Source organism: Kitasatospora sp. NPDC093679 (genome assembly GCF_040683455.1).
Taxonomy (GTDB): Bacteria; Actinomycetota; Actinomycetes; order Streptomycetales; family Streptomycetaceae; genus Kitasatospora; species Kitasatospora arboriphila.
Genome location: NZ_JBFBDW010000049.1, coordinates 23480 through 46297 on the forward strand (window position 1 = coordinate 23480; position 22818 = coordinate 46297).

The 22818-nt window shown below is 73.7% G+C and carries 20 protein-coding genes and 1 riboswitch; of the genes, 10 read left to right on the top strand and 10 right to left on the bottom strand.

Annotated elements, in window-relative coordinates:
* Positions 1–153: 153 nt before the first annotated feature.
* From purB to AB0O09_RS30125, 4 genes are all read right to left on the bottom strand, one after another.
* The gene (gene purB / locus AB0O09_RS30110; RefSeq protein WP_363546935.1) at positions 154–1593 is read right to left on the bottom strand and encodes an adenylosuccinate lyase; all 1440 of its coding nucleotides are present in this window, start codon (positions 1591–1593) and stop codon (positions 154–156) included.
* 56 nt (positions 1594–1649) lie between these two features.
* Positions 1650–2090: a MarR family transcriptional regulator gene (locus tag AB0O09_RS30115; protein WP_344624300.1), complete on the bottom strand. Its 441-nt coding sequence runs from the start codon at positions 2088–2090 to the stop codon at positions 1650–1652.
* A 98-nt stretch (positions 2091–2188) separates the two neighbouring features.
* The gene (locus AB0O09_RS30120) at positions 2189–2578 is read right to left on the bottom strand and encodes a DUF3037 domain-containing protein (RefSeq protein WP_363546938.1); all 390 of its coding nucleotides are present in this window, start codon (positions 2576–2578) and stop codon (positions 2189–2191) included.
* Positions 2578–3333 carry a HipA family kinase gene (locus AB0O09_RS30125; RefSeq protein ID WP_363546941.1) on the bottom strand — a complete coding sequence of 252 codons (756 nt, stop codon included), beginning with the start codon at positions 3331–3333 and terminating at the stop codon, positions 2578–2580. Before AB0O09_RS30125 ends, AB0O09_RS30120 begins: the two co-directional genes overlap by 1 nt.
* A gap of 127 nt (positions 3334–3460) precedes the next feature.
* Between AB0O09_RS30125 and AB0O09_RS30130 the strand changes: the two genes are divergently transcribed.
* Positions 3461–4828 carry an NAD(P)/FAD-dependent oxidoreductase gene (locus tag AB0O09_RS30130; protein WP_363546944.1) on the top strand — a complete coding sequence of 456 codons (1368 nt, stop codon included), beginning with the start codon at positions 3461–3463 and terminating at the stop codon, positions 4826–4828.
* 142 nt (positions 4829–4970) lie between these two features.
* A complete protein-coding gene (locus AB0O09_RS30135) occupies positions 4971–6395 on the top strand; it encodes a glycoside hydrolase family 47 protein (RefSeq protein ID WP_363546947.1) in 1425 nt (474 codons plus the stop codon).
* A gap of 6 nt (positions 6396–6401) precedes the next feature.
* On the opposite strand, the gene AB0O09_RS30140 is transcribed toward AB0O09_RS30135, so the two are convergent.
* Positions 6402–7586 carry a GDSL-type esterase/lipase family protein gene (locus AB0O09_RS30140; protein ID WP_363546950.1) on the bottom strand — a complete coding sequence of 395 codons (1185 nt, stop codon included), beginning with the start codon at positions 7584–7586 and terminating at the stop codon, positions 6402–6404.
* A gap of 229 nt (positions 7587–7815) precedes the next feature.
* The gene (locus tag AB0O09_RS30145) at positions 7816–9159 is read right to left on the bottom strand and encodes an aminotransferase class I/II-fold pyridoxal phosphate-dependent enzyme (protein ID WP_363546953.1); all 1344 of its coding nucleotides are present in this window, start codon (positions 9157–9159) and stop codon (positions 7816–7818) included.
* Between the two features lie 34 nt (positions 9160–9193).
* Between AB0O09_RS30145 and AB0O09_RS30150 the strand changes: the two genes are divergently transcribed.
* The 6 genes from AB0O09_RS30150 to AB0O09_RS30175 all read left to right on the top strand — a co-directional run bounded on the left by AB0O09_RS30150 (position 9194) and on the right by AB0O09_RS30175 (position 15027).
* On the top strand, positions 9194–9865 hold the full coding sequence (locus AB0O09_RS30150) for a pyridoxamine 5'-phosphate oxidase family protein (RefSeq protein WP_363546956.1): 672 nt from the start codon (positions 9194–9196) through the stop codon (positions 9863–9865).
* On the top strand, positions 9859–10518 hold the full coding sequence (locus AB0O09_RS30155) for an FMN-binding negative transcriptional regulator (protein WP_363546959.1): 660 nt from the start codon (positions 9859–9861) through the stop codon (positions 10516–10518). Before AB0O09_RS30150 ends, AB0O09_RS30155 begins: the two co-directional genes overlap by 7 nt.
* Before the next feature lie 284 nt (positions 10519–10802).
* A complete protein-coding gene (locus AB0O09_RS30160; RefSeq protein ID WP_363546962.1) occupies positions 10803–12206 on the top strand; it encodes a sugar porter family MFS transporter in 1404 nt (467 codons plus the stop codon).
* Positions 12207–12330: 124 nt separating this feature from the next.
* Positions 12331–13023, top strand: coding sequence for an alpha/beta fold hydrolase (locus AB0O09_RS30165; protein ID WP_359982354.1), 693 nt, complete (start codon positions 12331–12333; stop codon positions 13021–13023).
* A gap of 96 nt (positions 13024–13119) precedes the next feature.
* Positions 13120–14454, top strand: coding sequence for an MFS transporter (locus AB0O09_RS30170; protein WP_363546966.1), 1335 nt, complete (start codon positions 13120–13122; stop codon positions 14452–14454).
* A 57-nt stretch (positions 14455–14511) separates the two neighbouring features.
* Positions 14512–15027 carry an HAD domain-containing protein gene (locus AB0O09_RS30175; RefSeq protein ID WP_363546969.1) on the top strand — a complete coding sequence of 172 codons (516 nt, stop codon included), beginning with the start codon at positions 14512–14514 and terminating at the stop codon, positions 15025–15027.
* On the opposite strand, the gene AB0O09_RS30180 is transcribed toward AB0O09_RS30175, so the two are convergent.
* The 3 genes from AB0O09_RS30180 to AB0O09_RS30190 form a co-directional block, all read right to left on the bottom strand.
* Positions 15021–15407 carry a nuclear transport factor 2 family protein gene (locus tag AB0O09_RS30180; RefSeq protein WP_363546972.1) on the bottom strand — a complete coding sequence of 129 codons (387 nt, stop codon included), beginning with the start codon at positions 15405–15407 and terminating at the stop codon, positions 15021–15023. The two genes, AB0O09_RS30175 and AB0O09_RS30180, sit on opposite strands and share 7 nt — an antisense overlap.
* An 85-nt stretch (positions 15408–15492) precedes the next feature.
* The gene (locus AB0O09_RS30185; protein WP_363546975.1) at positions 15493–16281 is read right to left on the bottom strand and encodes a CPBP family intramembrane glutamic endopeptidase; all 789 of its coding nucleotides are present in this window, start codon (positions 16279–16281) and stop codon (positions 15493–15495) included.
* A 161-nt stretch (positions 16282–16442) separates the two neighbouring features.
* Positions 16443–17945, bottom strand: a complete 1503-nt coding sequence (locus tag AB0O09_RS30190; protein WP_344624314.1) for a glutamate-cysteine ligase family protein — start codon at positions 17943–17945, stop codon at positions 16443–16445.
* Positions 17946–18283: 338 nt separating this feature from the next.
* Between AB0O09_RS30190 and AB0O09_RS30195 the strand changes: the two genes are divergently transcribed.
* Both AB0O09_RS30195 and AB0O09_RS30200 read left to right on the top strand, forming a co-directional pair.
* Positions 18284–18856: a hypothetical protein gene (locus AB0O09_RS30195; RefSeq protein WP_363546978.1), complete on the top strand. Its 573-nt coding sequence runs from the start codon at positions 18284–18286 to the stop codon at positions 18854–18856.
* 354 nt (positions 18857–19210) lie between these two features.
* Complete coding sequence (locus tag AB0O09_RS30200) at positions 19211–19402, top strand: DUF5999 family protein (RefSeq protein ID WP_344624316.1); 192 nt, start codon at positions 19211–19213, stop codon at positions 19400–19402.
* Positions 19403–19512: 110 nt separating this feature from the next.
* Here AB0O09_RS30200 and gcvP read toward each other — a convergent pair whose 3' ends face one another.
* Entirely contained in the window at positions 19513–22386 is a 2874-nt protein-coding gene (gene gcvP, locus AB0O09_RS30205) for an aminomethyl-transferring glycine dehydrogenase (protein WP_363546981.1), read from the bottom strand.
* Between the two features lie 223 nt (positions 22387–22609).
* Positions 22610–22713, bottom strand: a riboswitch (glycine riboswitch).
* Between the last annotated feature and the right edge of the window lie 105 nt (positions 22714–22818).

The window sequence follows — 22818 nt, forward strand, 5'->3', positions numbered from 1 at the left end:
GCCAGGAGCAAGCAAAAACAGGGGCGCGGGGAACTGCGCGATCCGGATGCGGCTCACCGTACGGACCGGGGCCGGGCCCGAGTCCGTCACGATGCCCGATCCCGGACTGCGCGGTTCCCCGCGCCCCTGGAGCGCGTGCTCTGGCGCGGATCCCTACAGGATGTCGCCCGGGGCGTACTTCGCGGCCTCCGGGTAGGCGTCCGCGACGGCCTCGATCCGGCGGACCACCTCGGCGACCTGGGCGCCGGCCGCGCCGGTGAAGGAGAGCCGGTCGGCGAGCAGCGCGTCCAGGGCGGCCCGGTCGAGCGGGATGCGCTCGTCCTCGGCGAGCCGGCCGAGCAGCGCGTTCTCGCGAGCGCCCTCGCGCATGGCGAGCGCGGAGGCGACGGCGTGCTCCTTGATGACCTCGTGCGCGGTCTCCCGGCCGACGCCGGCCCGCACCGCGCCCATCAGCACCTTGGTGGTGGCGAGGAACGGCAGGTAGCGGTCGAGCTCGGCCTCGATGACGGCGGGGAAGGCGCCGAACTCGTCGAGGACGGTCAGGAAGGTCTCCAGCAGGCCGTCGAAGGCGAAGAAGGCGTCCGGCAGGGCGACCCGGCGGACGACGGAGCAGGAGACGTCGCCCTCGTTCCACTGGTCGCCGCCGAGCTCGGCGGTCATGGAGGCGTACCCGCGCAGGATGACGGCGAGGCCGTTGACGCGCTCGCAGGAGCGGGTGTTCATCTTGTGCGGCATCGCCGAGGAGCCGACCTGGCCGGCCTTGAAGCCCTCGGTGACCAGCTCGTGGCCGGCCATCAGGCGGATGGTCTTGGCGAGGCTGGAGGGGGCGGCGGCGAGCTGGACGAGGGCGGAGACGACCTCGAAGTCCAGCGAGCGCGGGTAGACCTGGCCGACGCTGGTGAGCACGTGGTCGAAGCCGAGGTGGCCGGCGACCCGGCGCTCCAGCTCGGCGAGCTTGTCAGTGCCCTGGCTGCCCCCTCCCAGCAGGTCGAGCATGTCCTGGGCGGTGCCGACCGGGCCCTTGATGCCGCGCAGCGGGTAGCGGGCGACGAGCTCCTCGAGGCGGCGGAAGGCGACGAGCAGCTCGTCGGCGACGGTCGCGAAGCGCTTGCCGAGGGTGGTCGCCTGGGCGGCGACGTTGTGCGAACGGCCGGCCATGACGAGCTCGCCGTACTGGGCGGAGAGCCGGCCGAGGCGGACGAGGACGGCGACGGTGCGGTCCCGGACGTGCTCCAGGGACTGGCGGATCTGCAGCTGCTCGACGTTCTCGGTGAGATCGCGCGAGGTCATGCCCTTGTGGATCTGCTCGTGCCCGGCGAGGTCGCTGAACTCCTCGATGCGGGCCTTGACGTCGTGCCGGGTGATCCGCTCGCGGGCGGCGATCGACTCGAGGTCGACCTGGTCGATCACGCGCTCGTAGTCGGCGACGGCGCCGGCCGGGACCTCGATGCCGAGGTCCTGCTGGGCCTTGAGGACGGCGAGCCACAGGTGGCGCTCGAGGACCACCTTGTGCTCGGGGGACCAGAGCTGGGCCAGGGTCGCCGAGGCGTACCGGTTGGCCAGGACATTGGGGATCTGGGGCTTCGCGCTCACGCTGGGCAAGCCTAACAGCCGAGGTCCGCGCGGCCCGCGCCGCCCGCGCGTACGGCTCAGCGCTCGGCGAGCAGCGGCAGCACCTGGCGGCACAGCTCCTGGAGGGCGGTGCGCTGCTCGGCGTCCAGGCTGGCGAAGGCCTCGTGGGTGCGGACCATGTCGGCGCGGATCAGGTCGAGGACCTCGCGGCCCTGACCGGTGATGCCGACGATCTTGACCCGGCGGTCGCCGGCCGCGGCCTCGCGGTGGGCGAGGCCGAGCGCCTCCAGCCGGTCGACGATGCCGGTGACGTTGGAGGCGTCGCAGCCGAGCCGGCCGGCCAGCGCGCGCATCGGCACCGGCTCCTGGACGGCCTTGAGCGCCTTGGCCTGCGAGGAGCTGAGCCCGTGCCGGGCGGCCGCGGCGGCGAAGTCCTGGAAGTAGGCGGCACCGACGGCCGCCATCGACTCCATCAGGTCGGCGGTGGACGGTGCGGTGGTGGACGCTGTCGTGGCCATGCGGTCAGCGTACGCCGGTATTCTTCAGCGGCTCAAGATTCGAGCACGGCAACCACTGCGTGGCGCGCGGCACACCGGCCGCGCGTCCGCACGGCCCGTCAGAGCACCAACTGCTCGAAGAGGTGCCGCAGCTCGGCCTCCGGGTCGCCGGTCAGCCCGGTGTGCACCGGACCGGGCTGCAGGACGGCGCTGCGCGGCGCGGTCAGCCAGCGGAACCGCTGTCCGGGGCTGTCGCCGGCGGCGGGCCCGGCGGCCCCGCCGCCCGCGCAGACGGCCTCCACGCCGTGCAGGGCGCGGCGCAGCGCGTGAACGTCCGCGACCGGGTCGAGCGAGAGCAGCCGGCCCTGGTCGAGGTGGGTCCGGGCGCCCAGGTAGCCGGACTGCCGGCAGTAGAGGAGTACCCCGACGTTGATGAACTCGCCGCGCTCCACCCGGGGCACGGCGCGGATCACCGCGTACTCGTAGTCGTCGCGCGTCGGCTCGGCCATCAGACGGCCACCTCCGGAAGCCAGTCGCGGCGGCCCGCCAGCCGGGCCGTCAGCAGGTCGCGGTACGCGGCGCGGACCGCGTCGGGCGTGTCGAAGCCGGGTTCGTCGGCCAGCCACACCTCGGGGACGGCGGCGACCGCGGTCTCCAGGGCCGCCGGGACGAGCGGGGCGAGTTCGGCGTCGGCGGCCTTGAGGTCCGGGGCCGCGGGCAGCAGGGCGTGGTCGGCCGCGTCGTAGCGGCGGTCCGCCCAGGCGGCGGATCCGGCCCAGTGGTGATGGAAGATCAGGGTGGCGCCGTGGTCGATCAGCCGCAGCCCGCCGGCGGCCATCAGCATGTTGGGGTTGCGCCAGGACCGGTCGACGTTGCCGACGAAGGCGTCGAACCAGAGCACCCGCCCGGCGAGCGCGGGGTCGACGTCGAAGCAGAGCGGGTCGAAGTTGAGGGCGCCGCTGACGAAGGCCATGCCGAGGTTCGCGCCGCCGCTGGCCCGCATCTGGTCCTGGATCTGGTGCTCGGGCTCGCTGCGGGCGAGCACCGGGTCGAGGTCGAGCAGCACCAGCTCCGGCACGGGCAGTCCGAGGCCCCGGGCGAGTTCGCCGGCCAGCACCTCGGCGATCAGCGCCTTGCGGCCCTGCGCGGCGCCGCACCACTTCAGCACGTACAGCCGCCGGTCGTCGGCCTCGACCAGGCCGGGCATCGAGCCGCCTTCTCGCAGTGGCGTCACGTACCGGACCGCCGTCACCTCGGGGAGCATCCGGCCAGCCTATCGGCGCCCGGCTACTCCCCGTGCCGTGCTGCGGTGGCAGGCCCCGTTCGTCCGTGCGAGTTTGGGGGAAAACGATGTCCCGGCACGGCACGGACGAGCACGTAAGGGATGGACGATGGAGCGACCAAGGATCGTCATCGTGGGCGGCGGCTTCGCCGGCCTGGAGTGTGCACGCCGCCTGGAGCGCAAGCTGGCGCCGGCGGAGGCCGAGATCTCCCTGGTCACCCCGTTCAGCTACCAGCTCTACCTGCCGCTGCTGCCGCACGTCGCGGCGGGGGTGCTCACCCCGCAGTCGGTGGCGGTCTCGCTGCGCCGGACGCTGCGGCGCACCCACATCGTGCCGGGCGGCGCGATCGGGGTGGACCCGCGGTCCAAGGTGATCGTGGTCCGCAAGATCACCGACGAGGTGGTGGCCGAGCGCTACGACCACCTGGTGCTCGCCCCCGGCAGCGTGACCCGCACCTTCGACATCCCCGGGCTGCGGGACTACGCGCGCGGCATGAAGACGCTGGCCGAGGCCGCGTACGTGCGCGACCACGTGATCGCGCAGCTGGACCTCGCCTCGACCACGCTGGACCAGCGCGAGCGGGAGTCCCGGCTGCAGTTCGTGGTGGTCGGCGGCGGCTACGCGGGCACCGAGACGGCGGCCTGCCTGCAGCGGCTGACCACGGCGGCGATCCGCCGCTACCCGCGGCTGGACCCGCGGCTGATCAAGTGGCACCTGATCGACATCGCTCCGAAGCTGATGCCCGAGCTCGGCGACAAGCTCGGCACCACGGCACTGGAGATCCTGCGCGGACGCGGGATCGAGGTCTCGCTCGGGGTGTCGGTGGCCGAGGTCGGCGCCGAGAACGTCAAGTTCACCGACGGCCGGCTGCTGCCCTGCCGAACCTTGATCTGGACGGCCGGCGTGGTCGCCAGCCCGCTGATCGGCACGCTGGACGCGGAGACCGTGCGGGGCCGGATCGCGGTGACCGCGGAGATGCGGGTCCCGCAGTTCGACGGGGTGTTCGCCCTCGGCGACGCCGCCGCGGTGCCGGACCTCGCCAAGGGCGACGGCGCGGTCTGCCCGCCCACCGCCCAGCACGCGGCCCGTCAGGGCAAGGCGGTCGCCGACAACGTCGTCGCCGCGATGCACAACCAGCCGCTGGAGCCCTACTACCACAAGGACCTCGGCCTGGTCGTCGACCTCGGCGGCAAGGACGCCGTCTCCAAGCCGGTGGGCGTCGAACTGCACGGCGTGCCGGCCCAGTTGGTCGCCCGCGGGTACCACCTGATGGCGATGCGGACCAACTCCGGCAAGTTCCGCGTCGGCGCCAACTGGCTGCTGAACGCCACCGCGGGCGACGACTTCGTCCGCACCGGGTTCCTCGCCCGACAGCCCGCCCGGCTGCAGGACTTCGAGTACACCGACGCCTACCTGACGAAGGACCAGGTCCGTGAGCACGCGCAGACGCTGCTCGCGAAGGGATCCGCCACCTGACGGAGGGTCAGCACACCTGTCGGGTGAATCCGGCAGCCGAACCGGAGCCGGCGCTACCGCCCTGACCTGGGCGGTAGCGCCGACACGCGTCCTATGGTGATTGTCGGACCACGGAGGGTCCGCATGACTACCGTCCGGCAGCATGCGATCACTCTCCCTGCCCCGCCGCCGTACCGTGCTCTCCGCCGCCGCCGTGGCCACCGCCGGGGCCGCGCTCGCCCGACCCGCCGCCGCCGCGACCGCACTCGCCGCCCCCGCCGCCGGGATGCCGGACGACGCGGTGGCCGCGCGGGAGGTCCGCGACGAGTTCGTGCACAGCTGGGAGGGGTACAAGCAGGCGGCCTGGGGCTACGACGAGGTCCGGCCGGTCTCCGGCGGGCGCAACGACTTCTTCGCCGACGGGCGCACCTTCGGCCTGTCCATCGTCGAGGCGCTGGACACCCTGTGGCTCATGGAGCTCGACGACGAGGTCGCGCTCGCCGCCGACTGGATCGAGCGCGAGCTCGACCCGGCCCAGGACGCCGACGTCCAGGTCTTCGAGACGATCATCCGGCTGGTCGGCGGCCTGGTCGCCGGCTACCTCTGCACCGGTCGGCAGCCGCTGCTGGACCGCTGCCGCGAACTCGCGGACCGGCTGCTGCCCGCCTTCACCCGCTCCCCCACCGGCATGCCCTACCGGTACGTCAACCTGCGCACCGGGGCGGTCTCCGGCACCACCAGCCCGCTCGCCGAGATCGGCTCCAACATCCTCGAGTTCGGCATGCTCTCGCAGCTGACGGGCCAGCAGAAGTACTGGGACGCGGCGAAGCGCGCCATGCGGGCGGTCTTCGACCGGCGTTCGGCCCTCGGCCTGCTCGGCACCTCGCTGAACATCGAGACCGGCCGCTGGACGGACACCACCTCCTGCGCCCCCAACCCGCCGGTCGACTCCTACTACGAGTACCTGTGGGCCGGCGCCGAGCTCTTCGGCGACGGCGAACTCGGCGACTGGTACCGGCTGCTGACCGGCTCGGTGCTCCGCTACCAGCTGGAGCACCGGGGCGGCTACGCCTGGTACAAGCAGGTAGACCACGCGACCGGCCGGACCACCGGCCGCGGCGCCTCCGAGCTCGGCTCCTTCTACCCGGGCCTGCTCGGCAAGGGCGGGGACATGGACGCGGCGGTGGACTACTACAACACCTGGACGATGGTCCTGGACAACAACCCGGTGGTGCCGGAGGCCATCGACTACGGCGACGCCACCGTCCGCTCGGCCCGCAACGACCTTCGGCCCGAGTACGTCAACTCCTCCTTCGACCTGTGGATGCTCACCGGCGACCGGCGGTACAAGGAGACCGCCTACGGCTACTTCGCCGGGCTGCGGGAGCACCTGCGGGTGCCGGGCGGCTACACCGTGGCGGAGGACGTCACCGCCGCCCCGCTGCGGCGCGGCGACCTGACGCCGGGCTACTGGTTCGCGGAGAACCCCAAGTACCTGTACCTGATGTTCGCGGCGGCGCCGCGCTTCGACTACCGCTCCGGGCTGCTGTCCACGGAGGGCAAGCTGATGCGCGGCGCCGTGCGCTGAGCCCCGCTAGCGGGCCGTCAGGTACGTCCCGGCGGCGTCCCGCCCGGGCGTGTTGCGGCAGGACCAGTTGCCGGTCGGCTGCGCGTTCAGCAGGGTCAGGCAGCGGCCGAGGGCCAGCTGCGCGTAGTGGTTCGGGTGGAAGGACTCCTGCAGGGTGCCCTGGGTGGTGGTGCCCATGTCGAGGAAGCGGGCCCACTCGCTGGTGGTCGCCGACGGCGGGGTGCCGGGAGTCGCCAGCCGGGTCGCGGTCGAGCAGACCTCGCGGCCCTGCAGGAGGTCCCGCAGGTCGAGGAACTGCACGCCCTTGGCGGCGGCGACGGCGGCCAGCCGGTCGGAGATCTGCGGGACGAGCGAGTCCCGGGCCCAGTCGGCGTCGAGGTTCCAGAACGGGCAGCCGCCGGTGTTGGTGCGGCTCCAGCCGCTCTCCGGGTAGCGGTTCTCGCTGCTGCGCGGGATCGGCGACGGGTAGGACTGCAGCACCAGCCGGTACGAGGAGGACGTGTAGCCGGCGGCGGACATCACCGCGCGGACCTCGTCCACGGCCTTGCCGACCCCGGCCATCGCGGCGTCCATCTTCGCGTCCACGGCGGCCTGCTGGTCGTCGTGGCAGTAGGACCACCAGATCTCGTAGTCCTGGACGCAGGTGGAGATCACGTCGCCGAAGCCCAGGTCGTTGCCGCCGACGGAGAGGGTGATCAGCTTGACGGTGTTCTGCGCGGCGACGGCGGCCAGCTGGTCGGCCTGCGGGGCCTCGCCCTTGAAGGACTGCCCGCCGTTCGCGGCACGGAACACGTTGGCGGAGGTGGCGCCGGAGCAGGCGAGGTTGATCTGGGTCTGGGCGACGCCGGAGGTGGAACGGACCTCGGCGGAGTCGGAGCGGTCGCAGCCGGAGGTGTAGGTGCTGCCGTACACCCGGGCCGGGTCGTAGCCGCTGCCCGTCCAGGCGCGGTCGGTGCCGTCGCGGCCGCCGCTCGCGGTGTCGCTGTTGCCGTCCCAGCGCCCGGCCTCGCCGGAGACGTAGCTGTCGCCCATCGAGACGACGGCGGTGGGACCGGCGGCGGCGGCCGGGGCGGCGGCGGTGACCAGCATCGGCAGGGCGAGGGCCGCCGCCCCGCACAGGGCGGCGAACCGGCGGGCGCCGGGGACTCTTCGGGTGGTGCTTCTTCTTCGGGCAGGGCGGATCTCGGGCACGGCGAAACTCCTGCGGACGGCCCCGCGCTGTGGGTGCGCGGGGCTGGTGAGGGTGGACCGCCGGCCGGTGGCGCGATGAAGATGGCATGGACGCGGTTATTACCGCCAGGTATCTGCATGCCACAATTCGGACAGTGACCGGGTTTCTCCCTGCGTCACCGGCCCCTCACCATCGCCGCGCCGGCCCCGCGCCGTCCGTCCGCCCCCGCCGCGGCGGGACCGCCCCAGCTCAGACCCCCCGCGCGCCGCCGCGGCCCGCCGCCAGCACCTCCGCCACGTCCGCCGCCAGCACCTCCGCCTCACCGGGCTCCAAGGTCGCCACGCAGAGCCGGATCGCCGGCTCCGAGTGCAGCCGGAACCGCGCGCCGGGCGCCGCCACCCAGCCGCGCTGCACCAGCCCCGCCACCGCCGCCGTCTCGTCCCGCACCGGGATCCACACGTTCAGCCCGCTGCGTCCGTGCGCGGCGACCCCGCGGGCGGCCAGCGCCCGCAGCAGCGCGTCCCGGCGCTCGCCGTAGGCCGCCGCGACCCGGGCGACCGGCGCGGCGTCGCTGCGCCACAGCTCCACGACGGCCCGCTGCAGCAGGTGGCTGACCCAGCCCGCGCCGAGGCGCTGCCGCCCCAGGACGCGCCCGACCGTGTCCTCGTCGCCGATCGCGACGGAGAGGCGCAAGTCCGGCCCGTAGGACTTCGCCGCCGACCGCACCAGCAGCCGGTGCTCGGTGATCGGGACGCCGTCCGACCCCGCAGCCAGCGACTGGAACGGCAGGTCGACCATGCCGTGCCCGTGGTCGTCCTCGATCAGCAGGATGCCCGGACGGCCGGCGATCACCTCGCGCAGGGCCGCGGCGCGGGCCGGGCTCAGCGCGGCGCCCGTCGGGTTCTGCGCCCGGCTGGTGACGATCAGGCAGCGGGCGCCCAGCGCCAGCGCATTGGCCACCTCGACGGGCAGCGGCCCCTCGTCGTCGGTGCGGACCGGCACCGGTTTGAGGCCGAGCGCGGGCACCAGGTCGAGCAGGCTGCCCCAGCCCGGGTCCTCCACCGCGACGAGGTCGCCCGGGCGCAGCCGGGCCAGCAGGGCCCGTTCGATGGTGTCGAGCGAGCCGGAGCAGACCGCGATCGCGCCGGCCGGGGCGCCGTCCGCGGCGAAGGAGGCCCGGGCCAGCTCGACCAGCCCGGGATCGGCGGGCGGGTGCCCGTACAGCACGGGCGGACCGGCCGCCGCCGCGGCGAGGGCCGGGCCGAGCGCGGGCAGCAGCGCCGGATCCGGGTTGCCCGCGGAGAGGTCGCGGGCCCCGGGCGGGACGGCGATGCCGACCTCGTCGCGCGGGGTGGTGACCGGGCGCGGGCGGACCCGACTGCCCTTGCGGCCGGCCGTCTCGATCACACCGCGGTCGCGCAGCAGCCGGTAGGCGGCGGCCACGGTGTTCGGATTGACGCCCAGCTCGACGGCGAGTTCGCGCAGCGGCGGCAGCGCGGCGCCGGGCGCCAGCCGCCCCTCGGCGACGGCCCCTTCGACGTCGGCGGCAATCTCGCTGGCCCGCCGACCCTTGATCGGATAGTCTCCTAGCACAAAGAAGATTATGCACTAGTGCAGTGAGGTTGTCATGTCGGACACGGCCTACGCCCGGACTCCCCGCACCGTCCCCACCCGATCGCGCGACCGCGCCAGCTGGGACAGGGCGGCCGTGCACGCCGTCCTCGACAGCGCCTGGGTGTGCCACCTCGGCTTCGTCGCCGACGGCGCACCCGTCGTCCTGCCGACCGTCTACGCCCGGGTCGGCGACGCGCTGTACCTGCACGGCTCGACGGGCAGCCGGCCGCTGCGCGGCGCCGGGGCCGACGAGGGCCTGCCGGTGTGCGTGACGGTCACCCTGGTCGACGGCATCGTGCTGGCCAAGTCGGCGTTCAACCACTCCGTCAACTACCGCTCGGTGGTCGCCCACGGCACGGCCTTCCAGGTCACCGACCTGGACGAGCTGGCGACGGCGCTGGACGCGCTGGTCGACCAGGCGGTGCCCGGCCGCTCGGCCGACGCCCGGCCGGCGAACGCCAAGGAGCTGGCGGCGACGGCCGTCGTCCGGCTCGACCTGGACGAGGTGTCCCTCAAGTCCCGCACCGGGGGCGTGAAGGACGACGAGGACGACCTCCCGCTGCCGCACTGGTCGGGCGTGGTGCCGGTGCGCACGGTCTACGCCGCCCCCGAGCCGCACGCGAGCACCACCGGCCCCGTCCCGGGCTACCTCGCGGACTTCGTCGCCGGGGAGCAGCCGTGCTGATCCGGTCCTGGGACGCCGGCACGGACGCCGAGTGGCGCGCCTGGCTCGCCGAGGGCCGGGACTTCGGGGTGCTCGCCGCGAACGGCCCCGAGGGACGGGGCCCGGTGCTCGTCCCGACGCACTTCCTGCTGGACGCGGACGCCGGCGAGATCCTGCTCCACCTCGCGGCGCCCAATCCGGTCTGGGCCGCGCTGCGCGCCGACCCGCACGTCACCCTGGCGGTGACGGACGACTACGCCTACGCGCCCGGCCACTGGCGCGGCGAGCCGGGCACCCCGACGAGCCTGTACGCCTCGGTGCACTTCCACTGCACCGCCGCGGTCGTCGAGGACGCGGCGGGCAAGGCCGAGATCCTCCGCCGCCAGACGGCGCACTTCCAGCCGGAGGCACCGCTCGACGTCACCCCCGGCGAGGCGCCGTTCGGGCCGCTGCTGAGCGGCCTGCGCGGGCTGCGGCTGACGGTCCGCGAGGTCCGGGCCAAGTTCAAGTACGACGACAAGAAGCCGGTGGCCGAGCAGGCCGCGCTGGCCGGCCGGCTCGCCGAGCGCGGCACCGGGCCGGACGCCGGCGCCCGGGCGCAGCTGCTGCGGCGCAACGCCCTGCGGGCGGCCGCGGCCGGCGGCCCGCGCCCCGGCCGGGCCGCTCGACCGTAGGACGTGTCTGCACAGGGCGCACGGACACCGCACAGGGACGCGTGGGGGCACCTCCCGGCCGAAGGCCCCCACGTGCCCCTGAGTCGCCCGCGCGAGCGTCCTTCGAAGAAGGTTCCCGGTCGGGCCTGCGTGTCCGGGCATCCGGGTGACGGCGTCCGGGTGACCTCCGTCGCCCGGCCGGCCCGGCCCGGCGGGCGGTGGAGGTGCGGAACTGATGGACTGCGGGACGTGCCCTGTCCATCCGGCCGAGCAGGAGGGCCGCCGACCGCCGAGGAGCCGCTCGCGTGTCCATCTCCCCGCCGGACGCCGAGGACCACCTCGGCCACGTCGTCTTCATCTCGGCCGCGGCCGCGATGGGCGGCTTCCTCTTCGGCTACGACAGCGCCGTCATCAACGGTGCGGTGACGGGCATTCAGCAGCACTTCGAGGTGGGCAACGGCACGACGGCGTTCGTCGTCGCGATCGCGCTGCTCGGCTCGGCGTTCGGCGCGGTGATCGCCGGCCGGCTCGCCGACCACCTCGGCCGGGTCCGGACGATGCTGCTGGCCGCGGTGCTGTTCGCGATCAGCGGCGTCGGCTCGATGTTCCCGCCGAGCATCGGCCTGCTCGGCTTCTGGCGGGTCGTCGGCGGCATCGCGATCGGCATCGCCTCGGTGATCGCCCCCACCTACATCGCCGAGGTGGCACCGACCGCGTACCGGGGCCGGCTGGCCTCCTTCCAGCAGTTGGCGATCGTGCTCGGCATCACCGTCTCGCAGCTGGCCAACTACGCGCTCAACCAGGCGGCCGGCGGCGAGTCCACCAACCACCTCGGCGGCATCCAGGCCTGGCAGTGGATGCTCGGCGTGGAGGCGATCCCCGCGCTGGTGTACGGGCTGATGGCGCTGGCGATCCCGGAGTCGCCGCGCTACCTGATCGCCGACCGGCGCGAGGAGCAGGCCCGCGAGGTGCTCGCCGAGGTGGAGGGCCCGGACGTGGACCTGGACGCGCGGATCGCCGAGATCCGGGCGGTGCTGGAGTCCGCGCACAAGCCGCGGGCGAAGGACCTGCTGGGCGGGCGGTTCGGGCTGCTGCCGATCGTCTGGGTCGGCATCGGCGCCTCGGTCTTCCAGCAGTTCGTCGGCATCAACGTGATCTTCTACTACTCGTCCTTCCTCTGGCAGTCGGTCGGCATCAACGAGTCGAACTCCCTGTTGATCAGCCTCTCCACCTCGATCGTCAACGTGATCGGCACGGTGCTGGCGATGTCCCTGGTCGACCGGATCGGCCGCAAGCCGCTGGCCCTGGCGGGCTCGGCCGGCATGGCCCTCTCGCTGGGCACCGCCGCCTGGGCGTTCTCGTTCCGGCAGGGCACCGGTGACAGCGCGACGCTCGACCAGACCTACGCCACGGTCGCCCTGGTCGCCGCGCACGTCTTCGTGTTCTGCTTCGCCTTCTCCTGGGGCGTGGTGGTCTGGGTGCTGCTCGGCGAGATGTTCCCCAACCGGATCCGGGCGCTGGCGCTGTCGGTGGCGGCCTCCGCGCAGTGGATCGCCAACTGGGCGATCACCGTCTCCTTCCCGGACCTCGCCGACTGGAACCTGTCGGCGACCTACGCCGTCTACGCGGGGTTCGCGCTGCTCTCCATCCCGTTCGTGGTCTTCTGCATCCGGGAGACCAAAGGGCGGGCCCTGGAGGAGATGGGCTGACGGCCGGGGCCGCTCACCCGATCGGCGCGGTGCGCGTCCCCCGTGCCGCGCCGCCGCCGCGCATAGCATCGTCCCCGCACCCGCCGCCCCGCCGCGTTCACGCGGCCCACCCCACGGAGAGGCCATGGGCAGTTCCCCGCAGAACGTCACCTTCCCCAGCAACGGGGGCACGGCACACGGCTACCTGGCGGTGCCGCCGCAGGGCACCGGTCCGGCGCTGGTGGTCGTCCAGGAGTGGTGGGGCCTGACCTCGCACATGGTGTCGATGGTGGACCGGTTCGCCGCCGAGGGCTTCGTCACCCTCGCGCCGGACCTGTTCGGCGGCGCCACCACGCACGACCGCGAGGAGGCCGCCCGGATGCTGCGCGAGCTGCCGACCGACCGCGCCGCCCGCGACCTGCGCGGTGCGGTCGACCTCCTGCTCGGGCTGCCGCACGTGGTCGGCGACGCGGTCGGCGTCGTCGGGTTCTGCATGGGCGGCGGGTTCGCCCTGGTGCTGGCCGCGCAGGAGGGCGACCGGGTCGCCGCGGTGGTCCCCTTCTACGGCCTGCCGAGGATCCCGGACTACGACTACCGCGGCCTGACCGCCCACGTGCTCGGCCACTACGGCGAGGAGGACCGCTCGATCCCCCAGGAGGCGGTGGACGAGGCCGCGATGCTGATCGGCGAGGCCACCGACCGGAGGCCGGAGATCCACTTCTACCCGGCCGGCCACGCCTTCATGAACGACGAGAACCTGGCCGGCACCTACGATCCGCTGCAGGCCGACATCGCCTGGCAGCGCACGCTCAGCTTCCTCTGGGGCCACCTCGGCTGAGCCGCCCGACCGGGTGCGCGCCCGGGCCGCCCCCACCGGACGGCGGGCACCGGAAACCGGATGGACATCGCACGGCGGAACGCCGATAGTCTCCGGGTGACCTCCCCCGCCGCCCCCGCCGACGCGCCCACCGGCCCCTCCGCGCCCCGCCCGTTCGCCTGGGCCGGACGGAACTTCCGCATCCAGACGGCCGCCACCGTGGTCAGCGGTCTCGGCAACGCCGCCGCGCCGATCGCCACCGCGTTCGCCGTGCTGGAGGCGGGCGGCTCCACCACCGAGGTGGGCTGGGTGACGGCGGCGCGGCTCGTCCCGCTGGTGCTCTTCCTGCTGGTGTGCGGCGCGCTCGCGGACCGGCTGCCGCGGCACCACGTGATGGTCGCCGCCAACCTCTTCAACGCGCTCTCCCAGGCGGTGCTGGCGGTCCTGGTGCTGTCCGGCGCGCCGCCGGTCTGGGCGCTGGTGCTGCTCTCCGCCGCCGGCGGCGCCGGCCAGGCGTTCTACGCGCCCGCCTCCGAGGGCATGATCATGGAGAGCGTGGCCGCCGAGCACGCCGGCAAGGCGTTCTCGGTCTACCGGATGGCGATGAACGGCGCGCAGATCGGCGGTGCGGCGCTCGGCGGCGCGCTGACCGCCGCGGTCGGGCCCGGCTGGGTGCTGGTGCTGGACGCGGTCGGCTTCGCCGTCGCGGGCGGCCTGCGGGTCTTCCTGAAGGTCTCCCCGGCCCCCCGCGACGCCGCCCACGAGAGCGGTCTCGTTCACGAACTCCGGCTCGGCTGGCGCGAGTTCGCCTCCCGGCGGTGGCTCTGGGCGGTGGTGCTGCAGTTCTCCGTGGTGGTCGCCTGCGTCGGCGCGGTGGAGACGGTGTACGGGCCGGTCGTCGCCGACCTCCGCTTCGGCGGCGCCCGCGCCTGGGGCGTCGCGATGGCCGCCTTCGGCATCGGCATGGTCGCGGCCGGCGTCCTGATGACCCGCTGGCAGCCGCGCCGCATCCTGCTCACCGGCAACGGGGGCGTCTTCCTCTTCGCGCTGCCCGGCCTGGCCCTCGCGGCCCGCGCCGAGCTGCCCGTGCTGGTCGCGGCGATGTTCGTCTCCGGCGCCGGCGTCACCGTCTTCGGCGTCAACTGGATGGTCGCGCTGCAGCAGGAGATCCCGTCCGAGATGTTCTCCCGGGTCAGCGCGTACGACCACCTCGGCTCGATCGCGCTCACCCCGCTCGGCACCGCGATGGCCGGGCCCGCCGCCGACGCGCTCGGCCTGGACGGCGCGCTGTGGACGTGCGCGCTCGTCACGCTCGCCCTGGCCGCCGCCGTCCTCGTCGTCCCCGAGGTCCGCCGGCTCGGCCGTCCGCTGCCCGGGCCCGCCCCGGCCGGCACCCGCGAACCGGCCGGCACCACCGAGCCCGCCGACGCCACCGAACCGGTCGGCGTCTGAGCAACCGGGCGGCCCCGCGGCGCGTCCGTCACCGGTACAGGCCGAGGGGGAGAAGGCATGCCGGACGCACCACTGCTGTACATCGACGTCGACGGGGTGCTCAACCCCGCCGACCCGTACCCGGCGGACGGCTTCCGGCGCCACGAACTGCTCGGGTACGAGGTGCTGCTCTCCCCCGTCCACGGCGAGTGGCTGCGGGAGCTCTCCGGCGCCTACCGGCTGTGCTGGGCCACCACCTGGCAGGAGTCCGCCAACGAGCACCTCGCACCGCTGCTCGGCCTGCCGGAGCTGCCGGTGGTGGGGGTCAACCGGTACGTCCGGCAGCCCGGCGATCCGCGGACGAGGCTCGCCGAGCTGTTCTCCGGCTTCAAGTGGGCCCCGATCCTCCGGCACGCGGCGGGCCGTCCGTTCGCCTGGATCGACGACGTCATCCCGCCCCGGCTCGTCCGGAACTCAACCCTGCGCCCGGACCGCCTGCTGATCCCGGTCGACCCCCACCAGGGGCTCGAACGCCACCACGTCGACCGCCTGCTCCGGCGCCCGCCCCGCACCTTCCGGCGCCCGCGTCACTGATCCACCCCGGGCGGGACGCGGGTGGCCTGGTGGTAGTACATCCGCCAGCCGCCGTCCCGGCCCCTGCGCCAGATCGAGCTGTGCCGGCTGCGGCGCCCGCCCAGCACCGCCTCGAACGTCAGGTGCACCAGCCCCGGCGCGAGCCGCACGCCCGAGATCTCCGAGGGCTCGTACTGCGGCCCGTCCTCCGAACCACCCGGGTGGCCCGCCAGCTCCGCGAGCATCGTCGCGTACGTCCACCGCCGCCCCGACCCGCCGACCTCCACGAACCCGGGGTCGAGGAGCCGGCCGGCGAGCTCCGGCGAGGAGCGCACCCGCGGATCCATGAGCTGCAGCTCCCCCGCGATCGCCTGTTCCACCTCGTCCGCTGCACTGTCCATGGACACATCCTTCCCCCGCCCACCGCCCCCACCGCAACCGCATTCGGGAACGGCGGGGGCGGCCGCCGGTGCCCGGGAGCCGCCGTCAGGGCGTGGGCAGCCAGCCGACGTGCCCGGCGAGGAGGGCGTAGCCGACGAAGGCGACGGTGTCGATCAGGGCGTGGGCGACGACCAGCGGCATCACCCGGCCCCAGCGGCGGTACAGCAGGCAGAAGACCACGCCCATGACCATGTTGCCGACGAGCCCGCCGACGCCCTGGTACAGGTGGTACGACCCGCGCAGCACCGCGCTGGTGACCACGATCGCCGGCCAGGACCAGCCCAGCTGGCCGAGCCGCCGCAGCAGGTAACCGACCACGACGACCTCTTCGAGGATCGCGTTCTGCCAGGCCGAGCCGATCAGGACGGGGATGCGCCACCAGACGTCCGGCAGGCCGGAGGGGGCGACGGTGAGGTTGAAGCCGGCGGCCTGGGCGGCGAGGTAGAGGCCGAGTCCGGTGCCGCCGATCGCGGCGGCGACCAGTGCGCCGCGCCCGAGGTCCCGCGCCTTGTCCCGGAGGTCGAAGCCGAGCACCCGCAGCGAGGTGCCCTCCCGCACCAGCAGGTAGCCGACCAGCACGACGGGCATGAGTCCGCGGGCGATGTAGTAGAGCTGCCAGGCGAGGTCGATCCAGGGCCGGCCCGGCGCGCGGGATCCGTTGAGGGTGGCGACCTGCTGGCCGAGCGCGATCGGCTGGGTCAGCGAGTCGGCGAAGCTGATCAGGGCCGCGATGCCGCTGGCCCCGAGGGAGAGGCCGAGCACGATGAGCAGCTCGACGCCGAGCAGGCGGCGGGCCGGGGTGCCGGTCTCCGGCTCGGTCGTAACGCTGGTCACCTGGTCTCCCGCGCGGCGGCTCGCTCCCCGCGGCCGGCCGGCGCGCGGGCCCGTCGGCGCGGACGGCCTCCGGGCCGATCATCCTCGCACACGCGGATGGGGGCGCCCCGCCGCGAGCGGCCGGTGGCGGGCACCGGTCGCGGGCGGCGGGGCGCGGCCGGTCAGCCGACCGGCCAGGTGTGCACCGGTTCGCCGGTGCGCATGTACTCCACGTACCTGCGGGTCATCGCGGCGATGGCGGCGGTGCGGTCCATGCCGAAGTGCTCGCGCAGCCGGTGCACGGTGGCGGCCTGCCAGGAGGCGCCGTTGGTGCGGCGCAGGCAGCGCTGTTCGATGACGCCGAGGTAGCGGTCGCGGTCGGCGGGTTCGATGCCCCATTCGTCGAGGCCCTGGTGGGCGAGCGGGAGCAGCTCGTTCAGCACGAGCTCGGTGACGGGGGTCGGGGCGGTGCCGCCGCGGCCGGCCCGGCCGTGCCGGGGCCAGTGCAGGACGGCGTCGATGCCGTGCCGGGCCGCGGTGTGGAAGTTCTCGTCGGCGCGTTCGAAGGGCAGCCTCGTCCAGACCGGCCGGGACTGTTCGGCGAGGACGCGGACCAACCCGTAGTAGAAGGCGGCGTTGGCGAGGACGTCGGTGACGGTGGGCCCGGCCGGCAGGCAGCGGTTCTCCACCCGGAGGTGGGCGATGCCGTCGGCGACGTCGTAGACGGGGCGGTTCCAGCGGTAGATGGTGCCGTTGTGGAGCCGCATCTCGGCGAGTTTGGGGACGCCGCCGGAGGCGAGCACCTTGACCGGGTCCTCGTCGTCGCAGATCGGCAGCAGGGCCGGGAAGTAGCGGAGGTTCTCGGCGAAGAGGTCCAGCGCGGAGTCCACCCAGCGCTCCCCGAACCAGGTGATGGGGCGCACGCCCTGCGCCTTGAGCTCCGCCGAACGGGTGTCGCAGGCCTGTTGGAAGAGCACCGGGCGGGTCTCGCGCCACAGTTCGCGGCCGAACAGGAACGGCGAGTTGGCGCCGAGTGCGACCTGGCAGGCGGAGACCGCCTGGGCCGCGTTCCACACGGGTGCGAACTTCTCCGGCGTGACCTGCAGGTGGAGTTGGAGCGAGGTGGCCGCGGCCTCCGCGACCATCGAGACCGACTCGACCGCGAGGTGCTCGACGCCCTCGATGTCCAGCGCGATGTCCTCGCCGCGGGCGGCCAGGATCTGGTCGCTGAGCAGGCTGTAGCGGTTGTTGTGCGACATGGCGTCCAGGCCGGTGTGGTCCAGGTCGAGGGTCGGCAGGATGCCGACCATGACGATCCGGGCGCCGGCGTCGGCCGCCTGCCGGTCCGCGTAGCGCAGGCAGGTGTCGACCTCCTCGCGGAGCTCCTCCAGGACGTGCCCGCCGAGCCGCCGCGGGGCGACGTTGACCTCGATGTTGAAACGGCCCAGTTCGGTCTGGAAGTCGGCCGAGGCGATGGACTCCAGCACCTGCGCGTTCCGCATGACCGGCATGCCCTGCTCGTCGGCCAGGTTGAGCTCGATCTCCAGGCCCATCATCGCTCTGGGGCGGTCGAAACGTCCCTCGCGCAGCATCCGCTCGAACACGTCCAGACAGGACTGGAGCTTGCGCCGGTACAGCTGCCGGTCGGACAGTTCAGCGCGAGTGGCCGCGACCTTCTCGCCCATGAGCGTCCTCCTCCCCTAGGTCGACCGTGCATGCATCATGCCCATCCGGAAGATCGATAGCCCGGGGTCTCGAACGCGGTGGCGAGGGCAAGAACTGACGGGCCGTCAGCCTCGATCGGACTTGCCGCCCCACACCGAACGTGATAAGAAGGTCACCCTGCGCACCTGTTCGAGTAGAATTCGCACTGCGCTTCCGGCCGGTTTCCCGCCGCACGACAACCTCGTGCTCGCGTGGTTCCGTGCCCGCACCGCGATCATGCCCAACCGGACACGGCCAGGTCCCGCCACGCCGGTATGCCGCACTCGCACGCCGATCTCGCACAGAGAGGCGACCCGCCATGACTCTGCAGACCCCCCAGCCACCGCCGAGCGCCCTGCGCGCCGTTCTGGCCGCCCTCGACGACGAGGGTGCGCTGAGCAAGCCCGCGGCCGCCGCGCTGCGCCATACCGCCGGCCCGCTGCTCCCCGCGCATCCGCTGGCCGTGTACGTGCTGGAGGGGTCCGCGCTGGGCACCGCGCGGCGCACCGGCTGGCGGTTCCTCATCAAGCAGGGCAGCGGCGGCGTCGTCGCGGCGGCGGAGGTGACGGAGACGGTGGCCGGGCACACCTTCTCGCACTTCGCGGCCGGCCCCTACCTCGACTCCACCGTCCGGGCGCTGCGGCAGGCCTGGCAGCTGGCCCAGGGTTCGCGGACGATCCGGCTGCCCCGGCTGCTGACGATGCCGGGGCACTACGCCACGGCGCTGTGGCTGAACGGTTCGGCGCCGGACGGCGGGGACGACCTGCTGATCCCGCTCTCCCCCGCGCCGCTCGGGGTGACGGCCCACCGGATCTACCGGGCGGGCGAGTTGCTGGCGGCGCTGGAGCGCCCGCCGCTCGGCGGCGCCGCGATGCTGCTCAGCCAGAGCTGAACCGCCGCACACCGGCCGGAGCGCGACCGCCGGACCGGCACCTCCGCATCACCCGGACGGGCCATCGGTTCTGACCTACCAGGGTCAGTAACCCGGTGGCCCGTCCGGCCGTTCCGGAACAGGCCGGCCGCCTGAACGGGTGATCTCCCGCGACGGGTTGTGGCTCATGTCACAAAAAGGCTGCGGGAAGGACCCGGGATGCCGACACTGGGAACCAGCGGATGTGGGGGCTTGTCCTACCCACCGGAGCGCCGGTTCACACCTGGGCCGGCGAGGATGATCCGCCGGCAGGGCGGCGCGCCACGGGGGTGCCGTGCGGCGGGGCAGGATCCGAGCGAAGCGAGGGTACGAGCTATGTGCCAGCACCGTACTGAGTGTCCTTCGGCCGAGTCGGCCGACCGCGAGGCGGCCGTACCGGTGGCCCGCCACCCCGAGCAGGGCTGGAGCCTGCTCTGCAACGGCGTCCTGCTCTTCGAGGACACCGGTGAACTGCTGCCCGACGGCCGGGTGATCGCGCCGCGGCGCCCGCTCGCCGTGGCGGCCTGACCGACCCGGCAGCACCACAGCACCACGGCATCCCGGCACCACCGGCCGGGAACGCCGCGAGGGCCCCGGAGGAACCGTCCTCCGGGGCCCTCGCCTCGTGCGCTACCGGCTCAGTTGCCGTACTCGTCCAGCGGCGGGCAGGAGCAGACCAGGTTGCGGTCGCCGTAGGCGCCGTCGATCCGGCTCACCGGCGGCCAGTACTTGTCCGCGGGGTTCACGCCGGCCGGGAAGACGGCCTCCTCGCGGGTGTACGGGTGCTGCCAGTCGCCGGCCAGCTCGGCGGCGGTGTGCGGGGCGTTGCGCAGCGGGTTGTCCTCGGCGGCCCACTCGCCGGAGCCGACCTTCTCGATCTCCGCGCGGATCTGGATCATCGCCTCGCAGAAGCGGTCGATCTCGTGCAGGTCCTCGGACTCGGTGGGCTCGATCATCAGCGTGCCGGCCACCGGGAACGACATGGTCGGGGCGTGGAAGCCGTAGTCGATCAGGCGCTTGGCCACGTCGTCGACCGTCACGCCGGTCTCCTTGGTGAGCGGGCGCAGGTCGATGATGCACTCGTGCGCGACGAGGCCGCCGGGGCCGGTGTAGAGCACCGGGAAGTGCGGGGCGAGCCGCTTGGCGATGTAGTTGGCGTTCAGCACGGCCACCTGGGTGGCGCGCTTGAGGCCCTCGCCGCCCATCAGGCGGACGTACGACCAGGAGATCGGCAGGATCGCCGCCGAGCCCCAGGGGGCGGCCGAGATCGGGCCCACGCCGGTGGCCGGGCCGGCCTCCGCCTGCAGCGGGTGGTTCGGCAGGTACGGCGCGAGGTGCGCGCGGACCGCGACCGGGCCGACGCCCGGGCCGCCGCCGCCGTGCGGGATGCAGAAGGTCTTGTGCAGGTTCAGGTGCGACACGTCGGCGCCGAACTTGCCCGGCTTGGCGAGGCCGACCAGCGCGTTGAGGTTGGCGCCGTCGACGTACACCTGGCCGCCGGCCTCGTGCACCATGGCGCAGATCTCGGTGATCTCGGTCTCGTACACGCCGTGGGTGGACGGGTAGGTGACCATCAGCACCGAGAGCTGGTCGCGGTGCTGCTCGATCTTGGCCTTGAGGTCCTCGACGTCGACGTCGCCGTCGACCAGGGTCTTGACCACGACGACGCGCATGCCGGCCATCACCGCGGAGGCGGCGTTGGTGCCGTGCGCGGAGGACGGGATGAGGCAGACGTCGCGCTGGGTGTCGCCGTTGGCCAGGTGGTAGGCGCGGACGGCCAGCAGGCCGGCCAGCTCGCCCTGGGAACCGGCGTTCGGCTGGATGGAGACGGCGTCGTAGCCGGTGACCTCGACGAGCTGCTGCTCCAGGCCGTGGATCAGGCTGAGGAAGCCCTGCACCTGGTCGGCCGGGGCGAACGGGTGCAGCTGGCCGAACTCGGGCCAGGTGACCGGCTCCATCTCGGTGGTGGCGTTGAGCTTCATGGTGCACGAGCCCAGCGGGATCATGCCGCGGTCCAGCGCGTAGTCGCGGTCCGACAGACGGCGCAGGTAGCGCAGCATGGCGGTCTCGGAGCGGTGGCTGTGGAAGACCGGGTGGGTGAGGTACTCGTCGTCGCGCAGCAGGGCGGCCGGCAGCGCGTCGGCGGTCTCGTCGAGCTCGCCGCCGGCGATGCCGAACGCGGCCCACAGCGCGGTGACGTGCTCGCGGGTGGTGGTCTCGTCGCAGGAGATCGAGACGGTGTCGGCGTCCACCTTGTGGATGTTGATGTTCGCCTCGAGGGCGGCGGCGACGACCTCGTCGGCGCGCTGCGGGACGCGGGCGGTGACGGTGTCGAAGAAGGCGCCGTGCACCAGCTCGACGCCGCCGGCGCGCAGGCCCGCGGCGAGTGCGGCGGCGTAGCGGTGGGTGCGGCGGGCGATGTCCGCGAGGCCGTCGGGGCCGTGGTACACGGCGTACATCGAGGCCATCACGGCGAGCAGCACCTGGGCGGTGCAGATGTTGCTGGTGGCCTTCTCGCGGCGGATGTGCTGCTCGCGGGTCTGCAGGGCCAGGCGGTAGGCGCGGTTGCCGTCGGAGTCGACGGAGACGCCGACCAGGCGGCCGGGCAGATTGCGGGCGAACTCGGCGCGGACGGCGAGGTAGCCGGCGTGCGGGCCGCCGAAGCCCATCGGCACGCCGAAGCGCTGCGAGGTGCCGCAGGCGATGTCGGCGCCCATCGAGCCCGGGGACTTGAGCAGGGTGAGGGCGAGCAGGTCGGCGGCGACGGCGACGACCGCGCCGAGGCCGTGGGCCTGCTCGATGACCGGGGTGAGGTCGCGTACGGCGCCGGCGGCACCCGGGTACTGGAGCAGCACGCCGAAGACGCCGCGCTCGGCGATCTCGGCCGGGATGCCCTCGGACAGGTCGGCGACGACCACCTCGACGCCGGTCGGCTCGGCGCGGGTCTCGATGACGGCGACGGTCTGCGGCAGGGTGTCGGCGTCGATCAGGAAGACGCCGCCCTTGACCTTGGTGACGCGGCGGGCCAGCGCCATCGCCTCGGCGGCGGCGGTGCCCTCGTCGAGCAGCGAGGAGCCGGAGGTGGCGAGGCCGGTGAGGTCGGAGACCAGGGTCTGGAAGTTCAGCAGCGCCTCGAGGCGGCCCTGCGAGATCTCCGGCTGGTACGGGGTGTAGGCGGTGTACCAGGCCGGGTTCTCGAGCACGTTGCGCAGGATCACCGGCGGGGTGAAGGTGCCGTAGTAGCCGAGGCCGATCATGGAGGTGGCGACCCGGTTGCGGTCGGCCAGCTCGCGAAGCTCGGCGAGGACCTGGGCCTCGCTGCGGCCGGCGGGCAGGTCCAGCGCGGTCAGGCTGCGGATGGCCTCGGGAACGGCCGCGTCGGCCAGCTCGTCCAGCGACGCGAAGCCCACCTGGGCGAGCATCTTCTCCTGGGCGGCGGCGTCGGGGCCGATGTGGCGGGTCTCGAAGGGGCTGGCCTGCTCGAGCTCGGTGAGGTTCGGCTGGGCGTTCATGGGGGTCGAGGCCTCCTGGTCACGGACCGGCGGGGGTACGCACGCCGGTCGGCCGCCGTGGGGAGCCGGAGACGTACGAACCCGTCAGGCCTCCCCCTCTGTCATCGGTACCTGAGAGCTTCGCCGTTTCGACGCCCGAGGGCATCTCGTCGGCTTGCACCGTCGGTGAGGGTGGTGCCGACGGCTCCTGTGCCGGCGGTCCTGCCCTGCTTTCCAGAGTGACCTGGCCCATGCGGTACGGGTGCCTGAGAGATTCCGGGGAGGAGTTGCTCCTTCGGCGCCCCTTCCCCAGCTCAGCGGGGTCGGGGACTCTCCCGCGCGGGCTCGGCGGTCGCCGCCCAGGGTACCAGCGGGACCACCGGGAATGGCGGGTGCTGTGACCGGCGTCCCACCGCCGGTGGCCGGTCCGCCGGCCCCGCCTGCGGGCCCGCG